Here is a 22,052-nt window from a genome sequence, read left to right on the forward strand (position 1 = left end):
GAAGTATCCCGCTTGAATCGTTGTTGGAAACAGAACGCCCTGCTAAGCTTGCTGAAGCAGGGCGTTCTGTTTCCTAGGGCAGCGTATTATCCCAACCTCAGCACTATAAGCGCTTTGCCTGCACAGATGCTAAATCAAGCAGAACATTCAACATCGCTTTTTGGACTCTGCTCAGGTTATGTGGTTACCTCATGACTGCCAAGATGATTTCACGGAAATAAGAACACCATGTTATCGGTATTATTTAGTAACATCAGTAACACAAGTAATATATGTAGTATTGGTAACAGTGGTAATACCAGTAACAGATGTGGTACTCATAACACGAATAACACGGTCAACTTCTATATTTGGCGTATGGGTAAAATCATCGCATTCACGAATCAGAAAGGGGGAGTTGGGAAGACGACTTCCACCGCCAACATCGGGGCTTGTTTGGCCCAGCAAGGGTACCGGGTAATTCTTGTAGACCTGGATCCGCAGTGCAACCTCACGCACGGGCTCGGACAGCGGGAACTGAAGCTCAACGTGTACGGCGCGCTGTTGCAGGAGTACCCCCTGAAAGTCTATGCCATCCAGGAGCGCTTGGGGCTGGTGCCGGGCTCAGCGGCTATTTCCAGCTTCGAGAAAGTGAAGGGAGATGAGCTGGACCGGGAGTTTCTGCTGAAGGACTTGCTGGAGCCCTTAAAGGAGCGGTGCGACTTTATTCTGCTGGACTGCCCGCCGGCCCTGGGCCTGATAACCCTGAACGCTTACGCCTGCGCCGACTCCCTGTACATTCCACTGGAAGCGCAACTGTACGCCACCGATGGACTGGAAAAAGTGTTGGAGATGGTGACTAGGGTCAAGCGCCGCTTAAACCCTGCTTTAACCATTGGCGGCATCTTCTTTACCCGCTTTGATGCGCGCAAGATTCTGCTGCGCGAAACGGCAGAATCCATCCGGGAAAAGTACCCGGAACTGGTACTAACCAGCCGGATCCGCGAAACTATTGGCTTAGGTGAAGCGCCGCACCTAGGTCAGGATATTTTCAGCTACGCGCCCAACAGTGCCGGCGCAACCGATTACAGCGCCCTGGTTCAGGAAATTCTCACCCATAAAGAAGCAACGCTCCATGGCTAAGTCATTTAAACAAGTAGCCGCTAGCCCGCCCGCCGCGGCCAAGCCCGCCTCGGAGCGTGATTTTCTTGATTTCCTGGAAGCAGAGCATAGCGCTGAGCCCGAAGCCAAACCAACAAAAGCGTCAGCCCCCGTTACAAGTAACACGAGTAGCATCGGTAATACAGGTAACCTCAGTAATACGAGTAACACCAGTAATACAAGTAATAACAATAGGTCTAATAACAGCAGTAATACCGGTAACACTAGCGCTTCAAAAGCTAAAAAGTCGGCGGTATCTGCTGTCAACCAGCCTCAGGAGCAGCCAGCAATGACTTCGTTAGGAGAGGAAGCTGCCGAGGTAGATGTGCGCCAGACGTTCATCATTAATGAGCACTACCTGGAAAAGCTGAAAAACTACGTGCATTCGCGGCGGGCCACCGGGGAGTACAACTACACGCAAAAGCAGGCCCTGCACGAAGCCCTTGACAAGTTGTTTGCCGGTGTGAGTGTAGCGGAGCGGCCCGACCATATCCGCAAGCAGGAGGAGCAACGCAAGCAGAAAATCCGGCGGGGCAAGGAGCAGTAAGCGTAGAGTAGCAAAGCGTAAAAGGGCCCCGCACCACAGGGGCCTGGGTATGCCTGCCTGGCAACTACTGCCAGGCTCCCTAGGGTGCCCTCATGCCGCAACCGCCTTGACTTGAAAATAAGTTGGGGCGGTTGCGCTGTTTACGCGGCCTAGTAAACCAATGCTAGATTGCCACTAAATGATTCGACAAATGACTTACTTTGTCAATCCAAGATTCTAGGTAGGCAATGCGTCGGGCAGGGTTCCGCACTTTTTCCAACCTAGTAATTGCTTGGGCCGCCTTAGACCAAGGCGTGGTTACTTCGCCTTTGCTATTATCTTTTCACCCACTCCAACCGTTGCCGGCTTATTCTATGCTCCCTCTTTTCCGACGTTCTGGCGCATTTGCGCGCCGAAAAACTGCGCCTGTTTTGGCTTTCCTGTGGTGTTGCCTGCTAATGCAGGTAGCCAACGCCGAAGACTTGGAGTCGCCGAACAAGCAGCTGCGGCTGCGCGTGCTGGTGCAGGAGGGAGGCGTGCCAACCTATCAGCTTACCTACAAAGGCCGCGACGTGCTTAAAACCAGCCAGCTGGGCCTGGAGCTGAAAGGCACCACCAGCCTCACCAGCGGCTTCACCCAGACCAGTGCGGAGCGCCGCTCCGCCGATGAAAGCTGGCAGCCCGTGTGGGGCGAGGTGAAAACCATTCGTAACCACTACAACGAACTAGCGCTCACGCTTACGCAAACCCAAACCAGCCGCGTGGTGCGCCTGCGCTTCCGCCTTTTCGATGATGGCCTGGGTTTCCGCTACGAGTTTCCGCGCCAGCCCAAGCTCGACTACTTTACCATCAAAGAGGAGAAAACGCAGTTTGCCCTCGCCGGCGACCACAAAGCGTTCTGGCTGCCCGGCGACTACGACACGCAGGAATACAGCACTGTTACGTCCAAGCTTTCGGAAGTACGCGGGCTGATGAAGTCGGCCGTCACGGGCAACGCGTCGCAGACTACTTTCTCGCCAACCGGCGTGCAAACCCCGCTGATGCTCAAAAGCCAGGACGGGCTCTACATCAACATTCATGAGGCGGCGCTGATTGACTACTCGGCCATGCACCTGAACCTTGACGACAAGAGCTTCGTGCTGGAGTCGCACCTCACGCCCGACGCCGTGGGCGACAAGGGCCTGATCCAAACCCCGGCTAACTCGCCTTGGCGCACCGTGATTGTCAGCGACAAAGCCGCCGATATTCTGCTCTCGAAGCTGGTACTGAACCTGAACGAGCCCACCAAGTTCAAGGATGTTTCCTGGATTAAGCCAGTGAAATACGTGGGCGTGTGGTGGGAAATGATTACGGGCAAAAGCACGTGGTCGTATACCAACCAGGAAAACATCAAGCTCGACTCGATTGACTACACGAAAGTGAAGCCCAACGGCACGCACGGCGCCAACACCGCCCACGTGAAGGAGTACATCGACTTCGCCGCCAAGCATGGCTTTGATGCCGTGCTGGTAGAAGGCTGGAACACGGGCTGGGAAGACTGGTTTGGCAAGCACAAAGACTACGTGTTCGACTTCGTGACACCCTACCCGGATTTTGATGTGGCGGAGCTGCAGCGCTACTCCCAGAGCAAGGGCGTGAAGATGATGATGCACCACGAAACCTCCGGCTCGGTGCGCAACTACGAGCGCCACCTCGACTCAGCCTTCCAGTTCATGAACAAGTACGGCTACACGGCCGTGAAAACCGGCTACGTCGGCGACATCGTGCCCCTGGGCCACCACCACTACGACCAGTGGGTAAACAACCACTACCAGTACGTGCTGGAAAAGGCGGCGGAGCACAAAATCATGGTAAACGGCCACGAAGCCGTGCGCCCGACGGGCCTGGCGCGTACATTTCCCAACCTGATTGGCAACGAAGCCGCCCGCGGCACCGAGTACGAGTCGTTTGGGGGTAACAACGCCGACCACACCACCATTCTGCCCTTCACCCGCCTGATTGGCGGACCGATGGACTACACGCCCGGCATCTTCCAAACCAAGGTCAGCGCTTATAATCCGAGCAACACCTCGTTCGTGCACACTACGTTGGCCCGGCAGCTGGCCCTGTACGTGACGATGTACTCGCCGCTGCAAATGGCCGCCGACTTGCCCGAAACCTACAACAAACACCTCGATGCCTTCCAGTTCATTAAGGATGTGGCCGTGGATTGGGACGATACCAAAGTGCTGGAAGCCGAGCCCGGCGACTACATCACGTACGCCCGCAAAGCCAAGGGCCAGAGCAGCTGGTTTGTAGGCAGTACCAACGATGAAAACGGCCGGACCTCGAAAATCTCACTGAGTTTCCTGGAGCCCGGCAAAAAGTACGTGGCCACCATCTACGCCGACGCCAAGGACGCCCACTACGAGAAAAACCCGCAGGCCTACGCCATTCGCACGATGACGGTGAATAGCAAAACCAAGCTAAGCCAGTATTGCGCGCCCGGTGGCGGTTACGCTATCAGCCTGAAGCCAGCAAAGTAGACTAGCCCTTACCAACGCACAAAGCCCCGCTCTACCTGATAGAGCGGGGCTTTATGCTGATACAGGACCTAGTAAAACGTAGTAACCTGCGCCGGAAAACTTACGGCTATTTACTAGGTGTGTGCGCCGGGTAAAGTCCCTCGTATGGCGTGCCACCAAACCATACACTAGGCCTCACTCAGCATCAAACCCTTTGGGCGCTGCTAGCAACTGCAGTGATGGGCAGCCCGTAGCGTTGCTGAGGTTTCTACTTTAGCTCCAGCACTACCACCGATTGGGGCGGCAACTCCACGGCCAGCTTGTCGCCGCGTTTTTTTGCGCCTTTAAAGCCCGCCAGCTTTACTTTGTTAGGTTGGTCAAAGGAGTTGTAGTCGCTGACGCTGGCCGAGGTGAGGATGCGGCCCGAAACGGTTTTCCAGTTTACGCCGGGTAGCGCCGTTTCCAGCTTCTGGGTTTTCTTGGTGTCAAGGTTGACCAGCGAGATATGCACGGTGCCATTCTCGGTGCGCGAGGCGGAGGCGTTCAGGGCCGGAATCTTCTCATTACCCATCACGTAATCGGGGCTGGCAAACTGCAGGGGCAGCCACTGCGCATCCTGGTGCACCTTATAGAGGTCGAACACGTGGTAGGTGGGCGTGAGCAGCATCTTCTCCTTGTCCGTCAGAATCAAGGCCTGGAGCACGTTTACTGCCTGGGCCAAATTGGCGCCGCGCACCCGCTCGCAATGATTGTTAAAGATGTTGAGGGTAGTGCCGGCCACCAGCGCGTCGCGCAGGGAGTTCTGCTGGAACAGAAAGCCCGGGTTGGTGCCGGGCTCCACATCGGTCCACACGCCCCACTCGTCCACTAGCAGCGCCACCTTCTTTTCCTTGTCGTACTTGTCCATGATGGCGGAGTGCCGGGTCACGATGTCCTCCATCTTCAGGCAGTTGCGCAGGGTGTTGAAGTACTGCTGCTCATTAAAGCCCGTGGCCGCGCCCTTGCTCCCCGACCAGCTGCCCGTGGGTAGGGTGTAGTAGTGCAGCGTCAGGCCCCACATCTGGTGCGTGGGGATGTTCTTCATGCACACCTCCGTCCAATTGGCGTCGTCGCCGTTGGCTCCGCTCACTATTTTCTTGAGTGGGGGCGAAGCCGGATAGTTGTGGGCAAAGGTGGCGTAGCGCTTGTACACATCGGTGTAGTACTGGGCCGTCATGTTGCCGCCGCAGCCCCAGCTTTCGTTGCCAATGCCCCACCAGCTTACCTTGTACGGCTCGGGGTGGCCGTTTTTGCGGCGCTCCTGCACTAAGGGGGTGTTATCATTGGAGTTGAGGTATTCCATCCAGCCGGCCATTTCCTGCACCGTGCCGCTGCCCACGTTGGCTGCCAGGTAGGGCTCCGTGCCCAGCAGCTGGCACAGCTCCAGAAACTCGTGGGTGCCGAAGGAGTTGTCTTCCAGGTTGTTGCCCCACCACATGTTTAGCATGCTGGGCCGTTGGGCCGTGGGGCCGATGCCGTCGCGCCAGTGGTAGGTATCGGCAAAGCAGCCGCCGGGCCAGCGCAGGTTGGGCACCTTAATCTGGCGCAGGGCCTCCACAATATCCATGCGGATGCGGCCTTGCTTGGGCACGTTCAGCTTTTCATCCACCCAAAACCCGTCGTAGATGCACCGGCCTAAGTGCTCAGCAAAATGCCCGTAAATGTGTTTGCTGATTACCACGTTGGGTTTGCCAGCCTGCACGGTTACGGGTATGGTTTGGGCCGTGGCCAGCAGGGGAGCAAAAGCCAGCGCCACAGCAGCCGGCCGCAGACTTTTGGTAAGCCAGTTCATCATCATGAAAACAGGGTTGGAAGAAAGAAGTAGGAGTAGGGCTATGCTCTGCCGCAGCGGCAGGTTTAGGAGCAGAGAGCAGGTAGCAAATGACATCAAATCAGCCATCTTCAGCAAGCCGCCCGCCCGCCGCCCGGACAGAGGGTTGCTGTTTCAGCTGGCCTTTCAAGTGAAAGCAGGGAAAAGAACCAAGGAAGTTTTCCTAGGTGCATTTACCCGCAAACCGCCTAGGGTACCTGAGCAAAAGTAGTTAGCTGAGCTTGCAGCAAAGGGTGCGTTTTCGTCAAGAAGAGTGTGTGTTTTCGTCAGAGAGCTTAGCAGAATCGGGGGCCGAAACCTGACTAGGAAGTGAGAGTAAGTGCAAAGAAGACCGACATGATTCTGAGCAGGTGGGCCGCAGTAGGTTCTTGTAGTTATTGTTGTCCGTTTTATTCATTCAGCAGCGGACTAGGTTATAGAGCATGCTGACCAAAGAGAACCGCAACAAAAAAGGGACCCTAAGGTCCCTTTTTTGTTGGTTTAGCTTGTAAGCGCGCTTACTTAATCAGCTGCAGGCGCAGAACGTGCAGCTTGCCATCCACAACCAGACGAGCCGTATAGAGGCCGTTGGCCAGGCCTTGGCCTTCCACGCGGAACTCATACTGCTGGCCGGCTACCACTGGGCCATTCAGGTAGGTGTGCACCAGCTGCCCCAGCGAGTTGTAAAGCTGGATTACAGCCGCCCCGGAGTGGGCCGGGCGCAGGTGAATCAGGGCCTGCTGGGAGAAGGGGTTCGGAGAGGCTTCAAACACCAGTTCTGCTGCGGGACTGCCCGGTGCCGTAGCCAGGCTCTGGCTGGCTGTAGTGGGCTTGGCCGCGGGTGCACAAGCGCCTAGCTGGTCGCCGTGGGTTAAGTGTTCTACTACGTCGCGGGCGTCCACGCACAGAGCCTTGCCGCCGTGGCAGACGCTTACTTTTTCTAGCTTATTGCCGCAACGCACATCCAGCACTGTGAGGGTAACCTGCTGCGTAGCGGTGCAGCCTGTTTCGCTGGTGGCCGTAACCGTGTAGGTATACACGCCGGCCTTAGTAGGGGCAAAAACGGGGTTAGCCAGCGTTGCGTTGCTAAGCGCCGTAGCAGGGCTCCACTGGTAGCTTACCCCGCCGGTAGCCGTCAGCTGCAGGCGCTGGGCGCCGTAGCCGAGGTACACGGTTTGGGCCTGAGCCCCCGCAAACTGCGCGGTGGCAGGCGTGACGGCAATGGCGGGCGTCGGGATGGTACCCACCACCGTAACCTGGGCCGTTTGCGTGGCCGTGTTGCCGTGGATGTCGGTTACGGTCAGGGTAACCTGGTTGTCCCCGATGTTATCACACGTGAAGGTGCTGGGGCTTATCGTCATGGTGGCAATGCCACAGGCATCGGTGCTGCCGTTGTCTACTTGCGCTGCCGTGATGGTGGCCTGGCCGTTCTGGAGGGTTACCGTTACATGCTGGGCTAGTACGGTAGGTGCCTGCTGGTCTTGTACCGTAACGGCGAAGGTTTGGATATCCTGGCCGCAGCTGTTCTGGGCCGTAACCGTTACCTGCGTAGTACCAACCGGGAAGAAGTACGGCGAGCTGATGGGCACCAGTATTCCGCCCTGCAGGATGGAATACGTCAGGGTGGGAGTAGGAGAGCCGGTGGCCGTGGCCGCGAATTCTACGCTGGCGCCGCACTGGTTGGCATCCGTTTGCTTGGTCGCAATAACCGGGAGGGTTACAACCGGCGGCGAGGTAATCACTACCTGCTGTGTGTAGGTTTCGGAGCAGCTGCCCTGGGTGATGGTCAGCTTGACAGTGTACTCGCCGGCTGCCTGGTAGGTGTGGGAAATGCTGCCCACAGTGGTGTAGTCCGTCTGGCCGTCGTTGTTGATATCCCAGGCATAAGTGGCATTCGGCTCTATGCTGGTAGAAGCATCAGTGAACTGCACGGCCGTGCCCGTGCACGCGTTGGCGGCGCTAAACAGGGCCATTGGCTGCAGGCAGGTCAGGCCGGTTGCTACCACCCGGTAGGTGGTGCCAACCCGGATGCCATCGACTACCACCGCCGGAGAGTTGGCTCCCTGGCGCAGCGCAATGGAACCGATGTTGTCATTCGGGGCCGAAGGCGTGGTGCCGGTTTCCACAGCGCTGGCGCTGGGTGTTGCGGGCTCAGCCGCCAGGGAAGGCGAAATGAACAGCTGGCTTACGTTGCCGGCTTCGTCGAAGGTATACTTGACCACCACCAGATACGTCTGGTTGAACTCGTACTCCTGCGGGGCATACACCACCGTACCCGTACCGCTGCTGATTCCGAGCTGCAGCTTGTTAGCGGCATTCTTTCTGGCATACACCCGGCTGCGGAACGTGCCGCCAATGGCTTTTGGGCCCAGGTGGAAGAAGTAGTCGCCGGTGGTAGAAGCGTTAGAGAACTTCATCAGCGCCGAAACATACACCGGCGTGCGGGCATACACGGGCTCAAAGGTGCGGTTCACGTCTTCGCCACTAGTTACCACAGCGGCGGCATTGCCACTCTGGGCGCTATAGCCGGGGTAGGTGAGCCCAGCCGCAGTAACTGCTATGGAACGGCTGCCGGCTCCGCTGTGGGCCGACCAGTTGTTTGCCGTGAGCAGCGCGCCGGCCGTGTACTCGAAGTTTTCTTCCAGCAGCAGGGTAGCGGGCAGCGGAGTGGTTTCTAGGCGCAGGGTGCCAGTGTTGGTGGTCAGGTAGTTTTCTGCGTAGGCCGTGTTGTTGTCGCTGAAGGCGAAAACGGCGAAATGATACGGCGTGTTCGGGCGCAGGTTGGTGATGGTCACCTGGTCGGCGCTGCCGTTGGCAACTACCACGTTGCCGCCGCTTAGCCGGGTGCCTGCCCCAAAGCTGGGGTCGGCCAGGTAGGTAGTAGCATCGGTGGGCAAAACATCAACTGGGCCACCCAGGCGGGCAATTACTAGGCGCTTCTGCCCATCGCCACCACCTAGGTTTAGTTGGATGGTGGTGCCAGTTACCAAGCCGGCCGTAAGCGAGGCCTGAACACTAGGCTCGGTAGCCAGCGGAACCTCCACGGTAGAGAAAACCTGCTCTTGGCCGTAGGTAGTGCCCTGCGCGTTGGTAGCGTAGGCGCGGGTGTAGTAGGTGGTGCCGGGCAGCAGGCCGGTAAGAGTGCTGCTAAACGTGCCAAGGCCAGCGCCATCAGCAGTTTTTGAGTTGCTCAGGGTTGGGTTGGCCGTCGAGGACCACACTACTCCTCGGGCCGAAACCGGGCTGCCGCCATCCTCGAGGATGGTGCCGCCGGTTGTGGCGCTGGTAGGCGTCAGGTTGGTCAGGGCGGCCGATGTTAGCGTAGCCGGATACGTAGCGCTCGTGCCCGTTCCGGAAACAGCCACGGCCTGCGGGGCCTGCCCGCCGCTGAGTACCGGAATGGCGGCCTGGTAAGCTTCGGCGCCGGTAGGGGCAAAGCGCACCTCAATGGTTGTGCTGGGTACGCTGCCGCCTACGGGCTGCAATGTAATCGCGCAGCAGGCAAAGGCAGTCGCGCCGGTTCTGATTTCAAAGCCCGCGGGCGGCGTGATAACTACGGCCGAAGTCAGGCCGTTGCCGCTGACCGTGAAGCTGCGGGTGGCCGAGGCCGCCCCGGCGGTTGCCGTGCCAAAATCGGGCAGGGTGCTGGTCGATACCTGAAGCGAGGGAGCCGTAGGAGCGCTGGAAACCGTGATGGCCACCGGGGCGCTAACCCCCGAAACCGTTCCGCAGCTCGTGGAGGCCGTGGCCTGGGCTACCAGATAAAACGTGCCCGCGCTCGGAAAATCAGTGCCCTGCGGCTGGTAGGCAGCTGCCGTGGCGCCGGCAATAGCCGTGAACGGACCAGCTGGAGAAGTGCCAAACTGCCAGCTGAACGTGGAGGCAGCCGTGGCCGTGGCCGTCAGGGTAGTGCCGGTGCCGGTGCTAGGTATGGTTTGGGCCGAAGCCGGCAACACCGTAACTGAGTTGCTGGCCGGCGTCAGGCTGATGGTCAGGTCCGTGCCGTTGTCGCGGCCGTAGGTCAGGGGGGCATCATTCAGCACCCGCACCCGGTACTTGGTGCCGCTGGCTGTGCCTGCCGGAATAGAAACCAGAATAGGGGAGGCGCTGCCCGTACCGATGATGGAGGCATCCGTGGGGGTAGCGAATACGCCGTTAGCATCAGAAAGCTGTACGCGGTAGGTACCCGTGAACGAGCCGGTGCCGGTAAAGCTCACGCTAAACGGCGCGCTGCCGGCCGCTGCCGTCACACAAAAGGAAGTGGGGCTAACGGAGGCCGTGGTGAGCGTGGCGGTCGGAGTAGGGGTTTGGCCGCCGGCTAGGGTGGGGGTAACCCGCAAGTTGTCGAGGCCGAGGGCTTGGGCATTGGTGCTGCCACCTACTCCCTGGTATGTCCAGCGCAGGTAGTAAGAGCTGCCATCAGCCAGGTTTACGCCCGCTACCCTCACCGTTTTAAGGGTAGACTGGGGCGGGGTAGCTTCGGAATAGAAGTAGGTATTTGAGGTGAGGTCGGCGGCAAAGCTCTGGCTGCCATCTTCCTGCGGGGTCCAGGTGATGCCGTCGGGGCTAGTGAAAAACTTCCAGTCGTAGGCCCGCGTGCCGGTGCGGTATTTCTCAATATCAAACTGAACGCTTACGTCCTGCACGGCGCTGCCCGTGCTGTTCTTTACCTCCAGCAGTATGTGGCGGGGCGAGAGGTAGCTGCCGCTGGAAAGAAAGCCAATGGCCCGATCAGAGAAGGTAGCGCCGGTGCTGGCCCCGAAGTTATAGGTGCCGCCCGAGGTAAAGTTGTTACCGTTGGAGGTTTGGGTGGGGCTAGTGTAGGCCGAGGCATTGCCGTAGGTGGGGGCAGCATCAGCGGAGAACTTGAAGCCCGCTGGCGCGGCCGAAACCGTGGTACCCATGCCATCGAAGTTTTCGGTGGCCGGAGCGGAGCCCGTAAGTATCAGCTGAGCACTTGCCGAGAAATTGCAGGCTAGTAAACCTGCCGAGAGCAAGCTTCCCGCAAGGGCTTGCAGATTTCGCCGGGTTGGAAAGCCGAAGAGATTAAACGTTTTGTTCATATAGTGACAGCCAGGCTGCAAAAACCAGAGAAAGAAACGAGAAAGGGCTAGCGCTAGAGTACCGGACCGGCATCTACCTTGGCTTCCAGGGTTGCCTGAACTTCCAGGGGTAGTGCCGAAAGCAGGTCGTAGCCGGTAGCCGCTTCAATGGCATCAACGCTGGTGCGGTGCGTTCCCCACGACTGGTTTAGCGTATTGGTGTTGGGCATATCCACAGCAATGACGCGCGTAGAAGTAGTGATGCGGGCCACGTCGTTGTCGCCGACGGGAAGCACCACAATGACTTTCCAGGTGCGGCTGGGCACGGTTATCCGGCCTTGGTCGAGGGTGGTGGTTACCCCGCCATTCAAGCCAGTGCCCCCTACGCCATAGCTGCCACAAATGATGTAGACTTCATTACCGGGCAGGAAAGTGCGCGAGTAGTTCTCGAGGTCAGCCCAGGGGCCCTGGTTGTTTTGCGGGGCCTGGGGCATCATGTTCGTCATCAGGAAGGTGGCCGAGTTGTCGGCCACGGTGGCGGTGCGGTCGGCGGAGGGGCAGTTGTGGCCCCGGTCAAAGCCCGAGTTGGAGTAGCTGGTGTTCAGAGCCCGGTACCAGCCGTCGGGCAAATCCATGTCCGGGCGAAAATCGTCCTGGCGGTCGATGGGGCCGCGGTCAGCAATATCCAGGTGCCAGCTTACCCAGTTGGGCTTGCCCTCGTCGCGGTTGTAGCCAATGGCGAACTGGGGCTTTTCCAGCAGGTAGTTGTTCGGGAAGCTCACATCCTTGGTGGCGCCGCTGGGGTTGCCCAGGGCCAGGTGCGAGTTGTCAGCGGAAGGCAGCGCTACCCCAAAATCGGTAACGGTGAAGTCATCAATGTTAAGCTGACCGGCACCCCCGGAGGTTTTGCGAATTTCGAATTTAACCTTGCCCGGGATGTTGACCGTGAAGGCTGCTGCCTGCAAGGTAGGGGAGCTGGTGAGCACCGTGGCGCCTACTTTCGTCCATTTGTTGCAGTTGCAGGATTCAGCCTGAGCCCATAGTTCCCAGCTGCTGCTGGCATCGGAGCCGTAGCGGGCGTGCTGTACCGTTACGATGGACGCCCCATTGGGCAGATAAAAATCCATGGTAAGCGTGCCGCGCTGCTGCAGCCGGACTGCTTGCACTCCATTTTTGCGGTCGGCCTCTGAGCTGCCTAAAAGGGCATCGTTTAAAATCCAGTTGCCGGTTGGCAGCGTCACGGCTGCCGGTGCGAAGTCAGACTTGGCGCCCGTATCAAACGTTTCGAGCGAACCGGCAAAGGCCGGCAAAAATGGCTTAAAGGCCAGGCTCGAAAGCACCAACAGAAAGCGCAAGGAACTACATAAAGTTTTGGGCATACGAAGGCAAAAAGTGAACGGACAAACACGTTTCGAGCGACCTCAAAACGAAACTGGCCGCAAAGGTACTAAGCTCAACACTAGCACTGTGTTGCCAAATTGTTACGTGTTGGGGACCGAGGCCCTAGCGGAATTCTGGGAAAGCGTATTCCCAGCAAGATTACTTTATTTATGGTTAAGGTTATATACTATAAGAAAAAGGAAATATTCAATTTATGGCTCCAGCCTTCAAAAAGGCATATTTACCCTTGAAAACGGACTGCAATACTCTTAGTAAAGCATCCAACTGAACCTGGGAAATCTACCGTAAGCAGGTAGTGGTAGCGGTCATTTACCTGCCAACTACCCGCGGAATACTGGCCGGTTGATATAGCCTCAAACAGGTCATGCTAGCTATGGGACTTCATGCCGGAGCGTGACTATAGAAGGCAGCTGAAGTATCTCGCGTGTTGATGTTGAGTTACTGACTCATTCAAACTAACCGTCATGCTTTGACTCCGCTCAGCATGACGGTTAGTTTGGCAATGACTGCACCCCAGATGCTTCGGATCCGCTCAACATGACCAGTACTTTGAAGGTCAGGCCACGGCCGCATGGCAGGTACAACATAGGCCATGGTTGCTGGGCTATTTGAGCGGCGTTTGGGCATTTTGCCAGGCCTCTCTCGCCCCTGAACTCTGGACATACGAAGCCTGCCGGCTCCGGGTGGGATCCGGTAGGTGGAGGCAGTGCTAGCGGTTGGACTACCCGGGGGGCCTAGGAAACAGCTGGCACTAGGGTAGTGGCTGAGGAGTGTACGTGGGGCCCTGGCAGCGCGGTCCCTGCGCCGTCCATTCCAGCTTATCAATACACAGCTGCCGCTCCTTCATGCCCTTTTCCCAGGCGTGATACACCAGGTATTCCTGTTTGCCGTCGGGGCTGAGCACGTGAGAGTGGTGGCCGGGGCCGCGCACGTGGCCTTCCACGGCGTGCAGCACCCGGGGGCCTTTCTCAGCCCCGGCATCGGAATACGGACCCATAATGGAATCAGCCACGCAATAGTCAACCCCGTAGCGGGAGGTTAGAAAGTTGGCGCCGCTGTAAAAGCAGTAGTACTTGCCTTCGTGCTGGCGCACGAATGGGCCTTCCAGGGTGTGCCACTCCGGAAACGTGCGGTTGCCATACAGGGGCATGGTGCGGTTTTTCTCAAACACCGTCCAGTCGTGGCGGGCGCGCATGATGGTGCGGCTTTCGCCGGCCAGCTTGGTCATATTCAGCAGCCGGTCCGTTACTAGGCCCGTACCCGGCCGAAACCCCTGGTCCGTATCGGTGAAGTCGCGGGCATAAAACAAGTACCACTGTCCATCGGTGTCCTTGAACGGATGCGCATCAATGGTAAACTGACTGCCCGGTACATCCAGCAGCGCCGCCTCGTGGTACGGGCCCTGCGGAAACAGACTGGTGGCCACGTGCAGGCGGTGGCCCACGGTGGCATTAATGGCGCCGCCGCCCTTGGAGTAGTACATGTAGAAGGTGCCGTCGTGATAAACGACTTCGGGAGCCCAGAAATCAGCTCCTTCGGCGCCGGCGGGTGGGACCAGGGCACCGCCCAGGGGCTTCCAGTCCACTAAATCATCGGAAGTCAGCAGCGTGAAGATGTTGCCGTCGGGGGTGCGGCCCTGCCCGGTAGTGCCAAACGCGTAGTAATGCCCCTCGTGGCGCAGCACGAAAGGATCCGGAAACTGGCCGGCGAACACGGGGTTGGTGTAGGTTCGGGCTTTCACGCAGGCCGAAACAAAGGGGAATAAGGTCAGAGAGGCAAGGCCGGCACTGGCCTGTTGCAAAAAATGACGGCGAGAAGGCATACGTACGAAGGAAGACGCGGTAGGATGGGCTACCGCAAGCAGGGACAAGATGTAAAGAATTATGCAAACGATTGCACAAACTTGCTATGCCTCTCCTAACTTCGGCGCGCCCTCCCACGCATGCTGTGCCACCCCAGTCCACCGGTTGCCAGGGGGTAGGAGGGTAGTAACTCGCTTGTTCACACATAATTCCTTTCCTGATGGTGCTTGCCAGAAAGTTTACTTTAACAGCCAGCCTAGTATTAGGGGTACTAGGTGCCTGCCAGACCTCAACCCCCACCGTCGGGAGTAGCACGCCGGCCACAGAAACCACCGCAGCCGCTCCGGAGCCCGAAATGCCGGCTTTGTCCATCGTGAATCCTGTGCTGCCCGGCGACTTCCCCGACCCGTCGATTACCAAAGTCGGCGACACGTACTGGGCTACGGCTACTTCCTCTAACTGGGGGCCGGTGTTTCCGCTGCTCAAATCCACCAACCTCACAGATTGGGAGCTGGCTGGCCACGTGTTTCCGAATGAGCTGCCCGCCTGGGCCGACTACTATTTCTGGGCCCCGGAAATCAGCCAGGAAGGCAATAAAACCTACATTTACTATACGGCCCACCAGAAAGGCGGCAACCTGGCCGTGGGCATTGCCAGCGCCGACAACCCCGCCGGCCCGTACCGCGACCATGGCCCATTGGTAGGGCAGGAGGTGGGCTCCATTGATGGCTTCCCGATGCGCGATGAGCAGGGCCAGCTGTACCTGATCTGGAAGGAAGATGGTAACAGCCGCAACCTGCCCACCCCCATCTGGGCCCAGCGCCTGAACGAGGAGCACACTGCACTAGTAGGCGAGAAAAAGGAGCTGTTCCGCAACACCGACGCCTGGGAAGGTAACCTGGTAGAAGGCGTGGCCATGATCAGGCACAACGGCTACTTCTACTCCTTTTATGCCGGCAATGGCTGCTGTGGCCACACCTGTACCTACGGTATTGGGGTGGCCCGCTCCAAAACGCTGCTGGGCCCCTGGGAGAAGTACGCCAAAAACCCCATCCTGACCAAAAACGAAAAATGGGCCTGCCCCGGGCACGGCACCGTATTTAACCGCGGCAACCGCTGGTACATGTTGCATCATGCCTACGACACCCGCAGCTTTGAATACGTAGGGCGCCAAGGCGTCATCAGCGAGTTTACCTGGACGGCCGACAACTGGCCCGAGTTTATTCCGAGCACCCCAGCCGTGGCCAGTGCCCCCACTATGCTGGCGCGCAATTTCAGTGATGAGTTTGACGAAGCCACGCTGCGCCCTACCTGGCAGTGGCCGGTAGAGGAGAGGCCTACCGTAGCCGTGCGCGAAGGCAAGCTGTACCTCACGGCCCGCCCCGACCACAGCGGCGCAGTGCTCGGTCAGCACACCACCTCCGCCGATTACACGGCCACCACTACCCTGCTCAGCCCGGCCAAGTTCACGGCCGGAACCATAGCGGGCATAGCGGCCCACGGCGACCCTGAGAATACCTTGGCCCTGACCGTTGGCAGCGGAAAGCTTCAGCTGTGGCAGCGCGAGAAGGGCAAGCAGAAGACCCTGAGCGAGACCAAGCTACCAACCACTACGGCTGCGCTTGCCCTGCGCCTGCAGGCCCAGCACGGCAACCAGTTCCGCTTTAGCTGGAGCGCCGACGGCGGTAAAACGTGGCAAAACCTGCCCGGTATCACGGCGCCCATCAACGGAACCTACCTGCCGCCGTGGGACCGGGGCATCCGGGCTGGGGTGCTGGTAAAAGGCCCGGCATCGGCCACCGTAGCATTCGAGAACTTCAGCATCCAGAATCAGCCGGCGGTTGCCCGGGCGGCAGGGACTCCTAGCGGGAAATAAAGCAAAGCAGGCACTCAGCCGAAACACTACTGAAAGTCAACTCAACCTTTCATTTTCATTAGCATGCAAAATGCGTTCAATGCCCTGGACCTGGCAGTGTTCCTGGCATATATAGTGGGCGTGTCGGGCTATGGCTACTACGTGTACCGTAGCAAGCAAAAAGCCCAGATGGACACCAAGGACTACTTCCTCGCGGAAGGCTCCCTGACATGGTGGGCCATTGGGGCCAGTATGATTGCCTCCAACATCTCGGCCGAGCAGTTTATCGGCATGTCGGGCAATGGGTTTCAGGTGGGCGTGGCCGTAGCGGCCTACGAGTGGGTGGCGGCCATCATCCTGATAATTGTGGCGGTCTTCTTCATGCCTATTTACCTGAAGCAGAAGATTTACACCATGCCCCAGTTTCTGGAGCAGCGCTACAACGCGGCCCTGAGCCTGATTATGAGCATCTTCTGGCTGTTCCTGTACGTGCTCGTAAACCTGACCTCTATTCTGTACCTAGGTGCGCTGGCCATCAGCAACCTGATTGGGGGCGGTGAGAGTTTCCACCTGATAATGGTGGGCCTGGCCGTGTTTGCCCTCATTATCACCCTAGGCGGCATGAAGGTGGTAGGCTATACCGATGTGGTGCAGGTTACGGTGCTGATTATTGGCGGGCTGGCCACAACGTACCTGGCCCTCACGTTGGTAAGCGAAAAGTTTGGGTTGGGCAGCAGCGCCATTGCGGGCTTCAATGCCATGATGACCGATGCCGGCGACCATTTCCATATGATGTTCGACAAGCCCACGGCCGCTACGCCCCAAGCCGAAATCAATAAGTACCTGATGGTGCCCGGCATTGCCATGTACGCCGCCGGCCAGTGGATTGTAAACCTGAACTACTGGGGCTGCAACCAGTACATCACGCAGCGGGCCCTGGGTGCCGATTTGCACACGGCCCGCACGGGCATTCTGTTTGCCGGCATGCTCAAGCTCTTGATGCCCGTGATTGTAATGCTGCCCGGCATTGCCGCCTACGTGCTGCACAAAAACGGCTCGTTGCAGGCAGAAATGGCCTCCACCGGGGCCTTTAATGCGGACAACGCGTATTCAGCTATTCTTACCTTTCTGCCCAACGGCCTGAAAGGCCTTTCGCTGGCGGCCCTGACGGCGGCCATTGTGGCCTCGCTGGCGGGCAAGGCCAACTCCATCTCCACCATCTTTACGCTTGATATTTACAAGCGTTACCTTAAGCCTGGCTCCGATGAAAAGCAGCTGGTGTGGGTGGGTCGCCTCACGGTGCTGGCCGCCATGGTTATGGCCATTCTGCTTACCTGGAAAGACTTGCTGGGCATTGGGGGCGAAGGCGGCTTTACTTACATTCAGAAGTATACCGGCTTTATCTCGCCCGGCATTGTGGCCGTGTTTGTCCTAGGGCTGTTCTGGAAGCGAACCACGGCCCAGGCCGCCATTGCTGGTATCCTGTCCGGCTTTATTCTGTCGGTGTTCTTCAATAACTACGCGCCTTCCGTTTTCGGCAACGAAACGCTGTTTTACACTGCTTTCCCTAATGGGAAAGGTGGTTACGAGATTCCGTTCCTGATCTGCATGGGCCTGTCTTTTGCCTTTACCTTTGTGCTGATGGTAGCCATGAGTCTGGCCGGGCCTAAGGTAAACCCGCGCTCTATTCCCATTGAGCCCGGCATGTTCAAAGTCAGCCCGCAAACTCTCACGCTTATTGTCCTGACGCTGCTCATGATTACGGCGCTGTACGTCAAGTTCTGGTAGTCGCTACGCAAGAGGCCGAATTTTACGGGAAAAGCCCGATATCCAGCAATGGGTGTCGGGCTTTTTTTGTGGGAAAACTGAGCGGTCTCAGTTGTTTTAGAACAACGCTTACGTGCCGGACACGGCACCACACCAACCACATTGATAAGCCAGGCAGCCATTCATCATATGTACTAGGTGCTTTGCGACTCTAGGCAACCTAGCAGACGGCTTTTCCTGCACCAGATCGGGATAGCCAAAGGTATTTCTCGGGTTTAAATTTTGTTCTTTGTTAATAATTAAATAGATTATCGGAAGTAAGCTCCTAAGGTTTTCTGGCGATTATGCCGTAACAACAACCTCGAGCTTAGCGCAACGTTGTATACGGCGAAAGCAGTCTGCTGCTTTCGGCATTACCTCTTGTACTATGGCCAGCTCCTACTTCCCCGCCCCACCTGCCTCCCTTCCCGTCTCTGACCAGCAAGGTTGGTTTTCACGCCTGCAGCACGCCGAAAAACTGGTCGGCATTACGGAGGCGGGCATTCCACAGGTTAGCATGGAAACCTTATCGTTGATGCAGCGCTACGTTCTCGGTGAGCTGACGCTCGATCAGGTTCTGATTCTGCAGTGCCGCCGCTTGCAGGTGCGCTAGCCTAGGGCCGCGTTTACCTTAATTTTACTACCCCTGTTAAGGGCTCGAACCCACACGGAAGGCTGAGTTGCTGGCCAACGTGACACCAACAAAAATCCCCTCGGATTGACCTATACGGCCTTCCCGAGGGGATTTTGAAGTTATCGAGCTACTGGTTACTGCTGTTGGGCCTGCAGGCTCTTCAGCTTATCGTAGGTTTTCTGCGCCAGGGCGTACTGCCGCTCTACGGACTGACGGATGTCATCGGAAAGCTGGCCTTTGGAGAGGGCATCCTGGTAAGCTTTCAGGGCCCACTCCTCACCGAAAATGTTGGAACCCAGAATGGCTTTTTCATCCTGGCCGGTTACGGCTGCTTTGGCATCCATCCAGCGACGGTAGAGCTTGCCTTTGAGGGTGGTGCCAGTCTGGCGTGATTCGCCTTCTTCGCGCAGTGCGGCATTCAGCTCATTCGAGAACTGCTGGCTCTGGCTTACCAGCTGCTTGTAGTAGCCGCGCAGCTCAGCATCGGTGCTTTCGGCTACCGCCCGCTGATACCCTTCGATACGGTCGTTAATAAACAGGAGCAGCTCCTGCAGGGTGTTTACTTGTCCGTCGGAGCTGGTAGCGCTGGCTTTACCGCGGGTTGAAAAATAGCCCACGCCCAGTACTAACAAGGCACCGCCCACGATTTTTTGGGTGGTGCTGAGCTTGTTAAACTGAGCGGTTGCCTGCGTGCCTACATTCTTGAGGGCCGGCGACAAGCCGCTGAGCAAATCAGATACACTGCTTTGCGACAGCCACTGCTGAGCCTGGTCGGAAAGAGAATCGTTCGAGTTCGAGGAGGAAGTTGTGGAATAGCGCGTCATGACAAAAAGCGTAATAGTGAGATATGCCTAGTGATACGGCAGTACGCTTCATTCGTTTGACATAGCTAGTAAACAGCTTACATCAAGCACAAGAGTATATTGATATAACAATTTGATTTACAGATGTAAAGCGCAGCGTGTTTTTCTTTGGAGTAGAGCAGAGCTCACTCCATTACAGGTTTGCATGACGCAGGTGTAAGCAGCAAGTAACTCTGGTAACACCGTGTTACCGCTTGTACTGAAACGTTGCTACGCTAGGTAGGTACCGTGCTTGTTAGGCTTGTTCGTTCTCGCGCAGATAGGCGAGCATGTGGCCCAGGGTAATTTCCTGATGCGCCACCATATTCAGCAGGCTGCGCTCGTAGGGCGGCAGCGCACTGTCTACATCCAGGGAAAGCGCTAATGCCGCGGCTATCACCTGTTGGGTCCCTTCGTCAGTTTCTAGCAGAGAAGGGTTCTGACTCAGCCATAAGAGAAGAAAGAAGTTCATTCCTAAAAATCGGGATATGGCAGTCAGCATCCAAGTCGACAACCAGAGTCCTATCCGAACGCCTGCCTATACCCCACGAATAGCTTAAAACCATCGACCTACGGCTTGGCCACAACGGCACTTGCGCAACAAAACAATGACGTAGCCTAGGCTGGATGAGGTTTAAACTGTTTATGGACCTAGTCCTGGTTGCCTTAGCTGAGTGTGCCAGATCTTCCTGAGGAGGTTTGGAACAGCTGTAGGGCTAGTAAATGTCTTGCTTAGCTCCAGGAAGTAGATTGCGCCACGTGTAAGCGCCGGAGCTGGGCGCTCTTTTTGTGCTGGTGGGCCTGCATGCGCCTCAGGATTCCTCCCAAAATCTGCACGGCTTCCAGCACCCGCGGCCCTTTGTTGAGCATTACGCACTCGGCCCGGTCGCCCATAGCGGCGTCCGTAATTTCAGCTCTGGACGGCATACCGCCGCGGGCCAGGCTTTCCAGCACCTGAGTGGCCCAGATAACAGGTACGTGGGCTGCTTCACACAGCCACAGAATCTCTTCCTGCACTTCCGCCAACCGTTCAAACCCGCATTCTACGGCCAGGTCGCCGCGGGCAATCATTACCCCGCAGCTGCTGGCTTTCATGGCCGATAGCAGCAGGGTCGGCAGCTGCTCGAAGCCGCGGCGGGTTTCAATTTTAAGCAGTATCGGCAGTGACCGGTCTGTGAGGTCGTGCAGGCGTTTTTGTAGCAACTCCACTTCCTCCACGCTGTTCACAAACGAGAGGGCCACCATATCGGCGTGTTTGGCCACGAACGCCAGATCGTGGCGGTCTTTTTCCGTGAGGGCCATCACGGGTAGGGTGGTGTCGGGCAGGTTGATGCCTTTGTCGTTGCGCAGCTTTTCGCCCTGGGGCCGGGCCTGGGTAATACGAATCAGCAGCGAATCGGGGCTGGCCTCTTGAACAACTCCGCCAATTTTGCCATCATCAAACCAGATTTTCTCGCCCGGGCGCACATACGCCAACACTTCCGGCAGCGTACACCCGATTTGAGTTCGGGCGGGGGCTAGTGCAGGCCAGGAGTTGCTGGCTCCGGAGGTAGCGGTAGCGGGCCTGATTAGCTCCACTTCATCGCCGGGGCGCAGCACCAGATACGACTCCAGATGCGGCAGGTGGTGCGGGTTAGCGCCCCCCGCAGGAGCGATAAACAAGGTAGCCGGCGTCAGATACGCCGTTTTGAAGAGGTGAGCCCAGCATCCGTGCGGGCTCGTGCTGAATACCTGCAGCAAGCGGGTAGAGCCTCGCGCATCTACCAGCGAAATGGTGTCGCCGGAGTTCAGGCTTTGCAGCCACGCTTCGGGAAAAGGAAGGGTAGCGAATGCGGGATTGGGTGGTGCCTGGGGCCTTTCCTGGCTGGTAAGCCACAGCCGGGCCGGCGCCAGCACCTGCCCGAACACATTGCGCTCAGGTTTTACCTTGAGCACGGCCGCGCCGGGCGGCAGGCCCGTGGTGCGCAACTTGGGCCCCGCCAGGTCCATGCTCACCCGGCACGATTTTCCCAGCTTCTGCTCGGCCTGCCGAAGGTGCTGGATCATCTTGCGCCAGGCCCGTACGTCGTCGTGGGCGCAATTAATGCGCATGCAGTTCATGCCGGCCCGCAGCAAATCCTCTATCAGCGTATAGTTGCGGGCACCTTCGCTGGAGATAGTAACCATGATCCGGACGTCATGCTCGGACGGTACGGGCCCTAGCACGGTAGCGCTGTGCTCGGCCAGCAGGCGGGCACCCGTTTGGAAGTCGGGCGCTAGTTCGGCGGGCGGAGTGGGCAGTGGCTCCGCCAGATCAGCCGCTTCCTGCACCCGCGCTAGCACGGCATCAAGCGTGGCCAAGGCATGCGCCTCCGCCCTCCCCAACGAGGAAAGGCCTAGCGAGGAGAGCTCCAGCTGCAAGGAGCGCAAATCATGCTGACGCAGGGCCAGGTAGTGCAGCAGGTTGCGGGCGCTAAGCTGGAAAGTAGGATGCACCGCTTCCAGCCGGGTTGCCGCCTGCGCCGCTGCACTCAGCATATCCTGCCGGATGGCCGTGAGGCGGTCGAAAAGCGCCCGAATTTCAACTTGAACCGACGCAGCAGGCACAGACAACTGGGTTAACTCAGGCATACGTTAAAGCTGATCCGGTGCCAAGTTGAGCACCGCTGTAT

General features: G+C 57.9%; 13 protein-coding genes. 6 read left to right on the forward strand and 7 right to left on the reverse strand.

Annotated elements, in window-relative coordinates:
* The first annotated feature begins 357 nt into the window (after nt 1-357).
* From ACYVGU_RS21030 to ACYVGU_RS21040, 3 genes are all read left to right on the forward strand, one after another.
* Nucleotides 358-1,122, forward strand: a complete 765-nt coding sequence (locus tag ACYVGU_RS21030) for a ParA family protein (protein ID WP_460623691.1) — start codon at nt 358-360, stop codon at nt 1,120-1,122.
* 307 nt (nt 1,123-1,429) lie between these two features.
* Nucleotides 1,430-1,687 carry a hypothetical protein gene (locus tag ACYVGU_RS21035; RefSeq protein ID WP_460623692.1) on the forward strand — a complete coding sequence of 86 codons (258 nt, stop codon included), beginning with the start codon at nt 1,430-1,432 and terminating at the stop codon, nt 1,685-1,687.
* A gap of 353 nt (nt 1,688-2,040) precedes the next feature.
* Nucleotides 2,041-4,191 carry a glycoside hydrolase family 97 protein gene (locus ACYVGU_RS21040; protein ID WP_460623693.1) on the forward strand — a complete coding sequence of 717 codons (2,151 nt, stop codon included), beginning with the start codon at nt 2,041-2,043 and terminating at the stop codon, nt 4,189-4,191.
* A 247-nt stretch (nt 4,192-4,438) separates the two neighbouring features.
* On the opposite strand, the gene ACYVGU_RS21045 is transcribed toward ACYVGU_RS21040, so the two are convergent.
* The 4 genes from ACYVGU_RS21045 to ACYVGU_RS21060 form a co-directional block, all read right to left on the reverse strand.
* Nucleotides 4,439-6,109 carry an alpha-N-arabinofuranosidase gene (locus ACYVGU_RS21045; RefSeq protein ID WP_460623695.1) on the reverse strand — a complete coding sequence of 557 codons (1,671 nt, stop codon included), beginning with the start codon at nt 6,107-6,109 and terminating at the stop codon, nt 4,439-4,441.
* 428 nt (nt 6,110-6,537) lie between these two features.
* On the reverse strand, nt 6,538-11,082 hold the full coding sequence (locus ACYVGU_RS21050) for a PKD domain-containing protein (protein ID WP_460623696.1): 4,545 nt from the start codon (nt 11,080-11,082) through the stop codon (nt 6,538-6,540).
* 53 nt (nt 11,083-11,135) lie between these two features.
* Entirely contained in the window at nt 11,136-12,440 is a 1,305-nt protein-coding gene (locus ACYVGU_RS21055) for a DNA/RNA non-specific endonuclease (RefSeq protein ID WP_460623698.1), read from the reverse strand.
* Nucleotides 12,441-13,213: 773 nt separating this feature from the next.
* Nucleotides 13,214-14,284, reverse strand: a complete 1,071-nt coding sequence (locus tag ACYVGU_RS21060; protein WP_460623699.1) for a glycoside hydrolase family 43 protein — start codon at nt 14,282-14,284, stop codon at nt 13,214-13,216.
* 200 nt (nt 14,285-14,484) lie between these two features.
* Here ACYVGU_RS21060 and ACYVGU_RS21065 point away from each other — a divergent pair, with 200 nt between their 5' ends.
* From ACYVGU_RS21065 to ACYVGU_RS21075, 3 genes are all read left to right on the forward strand, one after another.
* Nucleotides 14,485-16,140: a family 43 glycosylhydrolase gene (locus tag ACYVGU_RS21065; protein ID WP_460623701.1), complete on the forward strand. Its 1,656-nt coding sequence runs from the start codon at nt 14,485-14,487 to the stop codon at nt 16,138-16,140.
* Nucleotides 16,141-16,203: 63 nt separating this feature from the next.
* Entirely contained in the window at nt 16,204-17,907 is a 1,704-nt protein-coding gene (locus tag ACYVGU_RS21070; protein ID WP_460623702.1) for an SLC5/6 family protein, read from the forward strand.
* Between the two features lie 406 nt (nt 17,908-18,313).
* Complete coding sequence (locus ACYVGU_RS21075) at nt 18,314-18,538, forward strand: hypothetical protein (protein WP_460623703.1); 225 nt, start codon at nt 18,314-18,316, stop codon at nt 18,536-18,538.
* Nucleotides 18,539-18,693: 155 nt separating this feature from the next.
* On the opposite strand, the gene ACYVGU_RS21080 is transcribed toward ACYVGU_RS21075, so the two are convergent.
* The 3 genes from ACYVGU_RS21080 to ACYVGU_RS21090 form a co-directional block, all read right to left on the reverse strand.
* Nucleotides 18,694-19,383 carry a ferritin-like domain-containing protein gene (locus ACYVGU_RS21080; protein WP_460623704.1) on the reverse strand — a complete coding sequence of 230 codons (690 nt, stop codon included), beginning with the start codon at nt 19,381-19,383 and terminating at the stop codon, nt 18,694-18,696.
* A 274-nt stretch (nt 19,384-19,657) separates the two neighbouring features.
* Nucleotides 19,658-19,873 carry a hypothetical protein gene (locus tag ACYVGU_RS21085; RefSeq protein ID WP_460623706.1) on the reverse strand — a complete coding sequence of 72 codons (216 nt, stop codon included), beginning with the start codon at nt 19,871-19,873 and terminating at the stop codon, nt 19,658-19,660.
* Nucleotides 19,874-20,133: 260 nt separating this feature from the next.
* Nucleotides 20,134-22,011, reverse strand: coding sequence for a pyruvate kinase (locus ACYVGU_RS21090; RefSeq protein ID WP_460623707.1), 1,878 nt, complete (start codon nt 22,009-22,011; stop codon nt 20,134-20,136).
* Nucleotides 22,012-22,052 lie beyond the last annotated feature (41 nt).

It is taken from the genome of Hymenobacter tenuis (genome assembly GCF_054780495.1).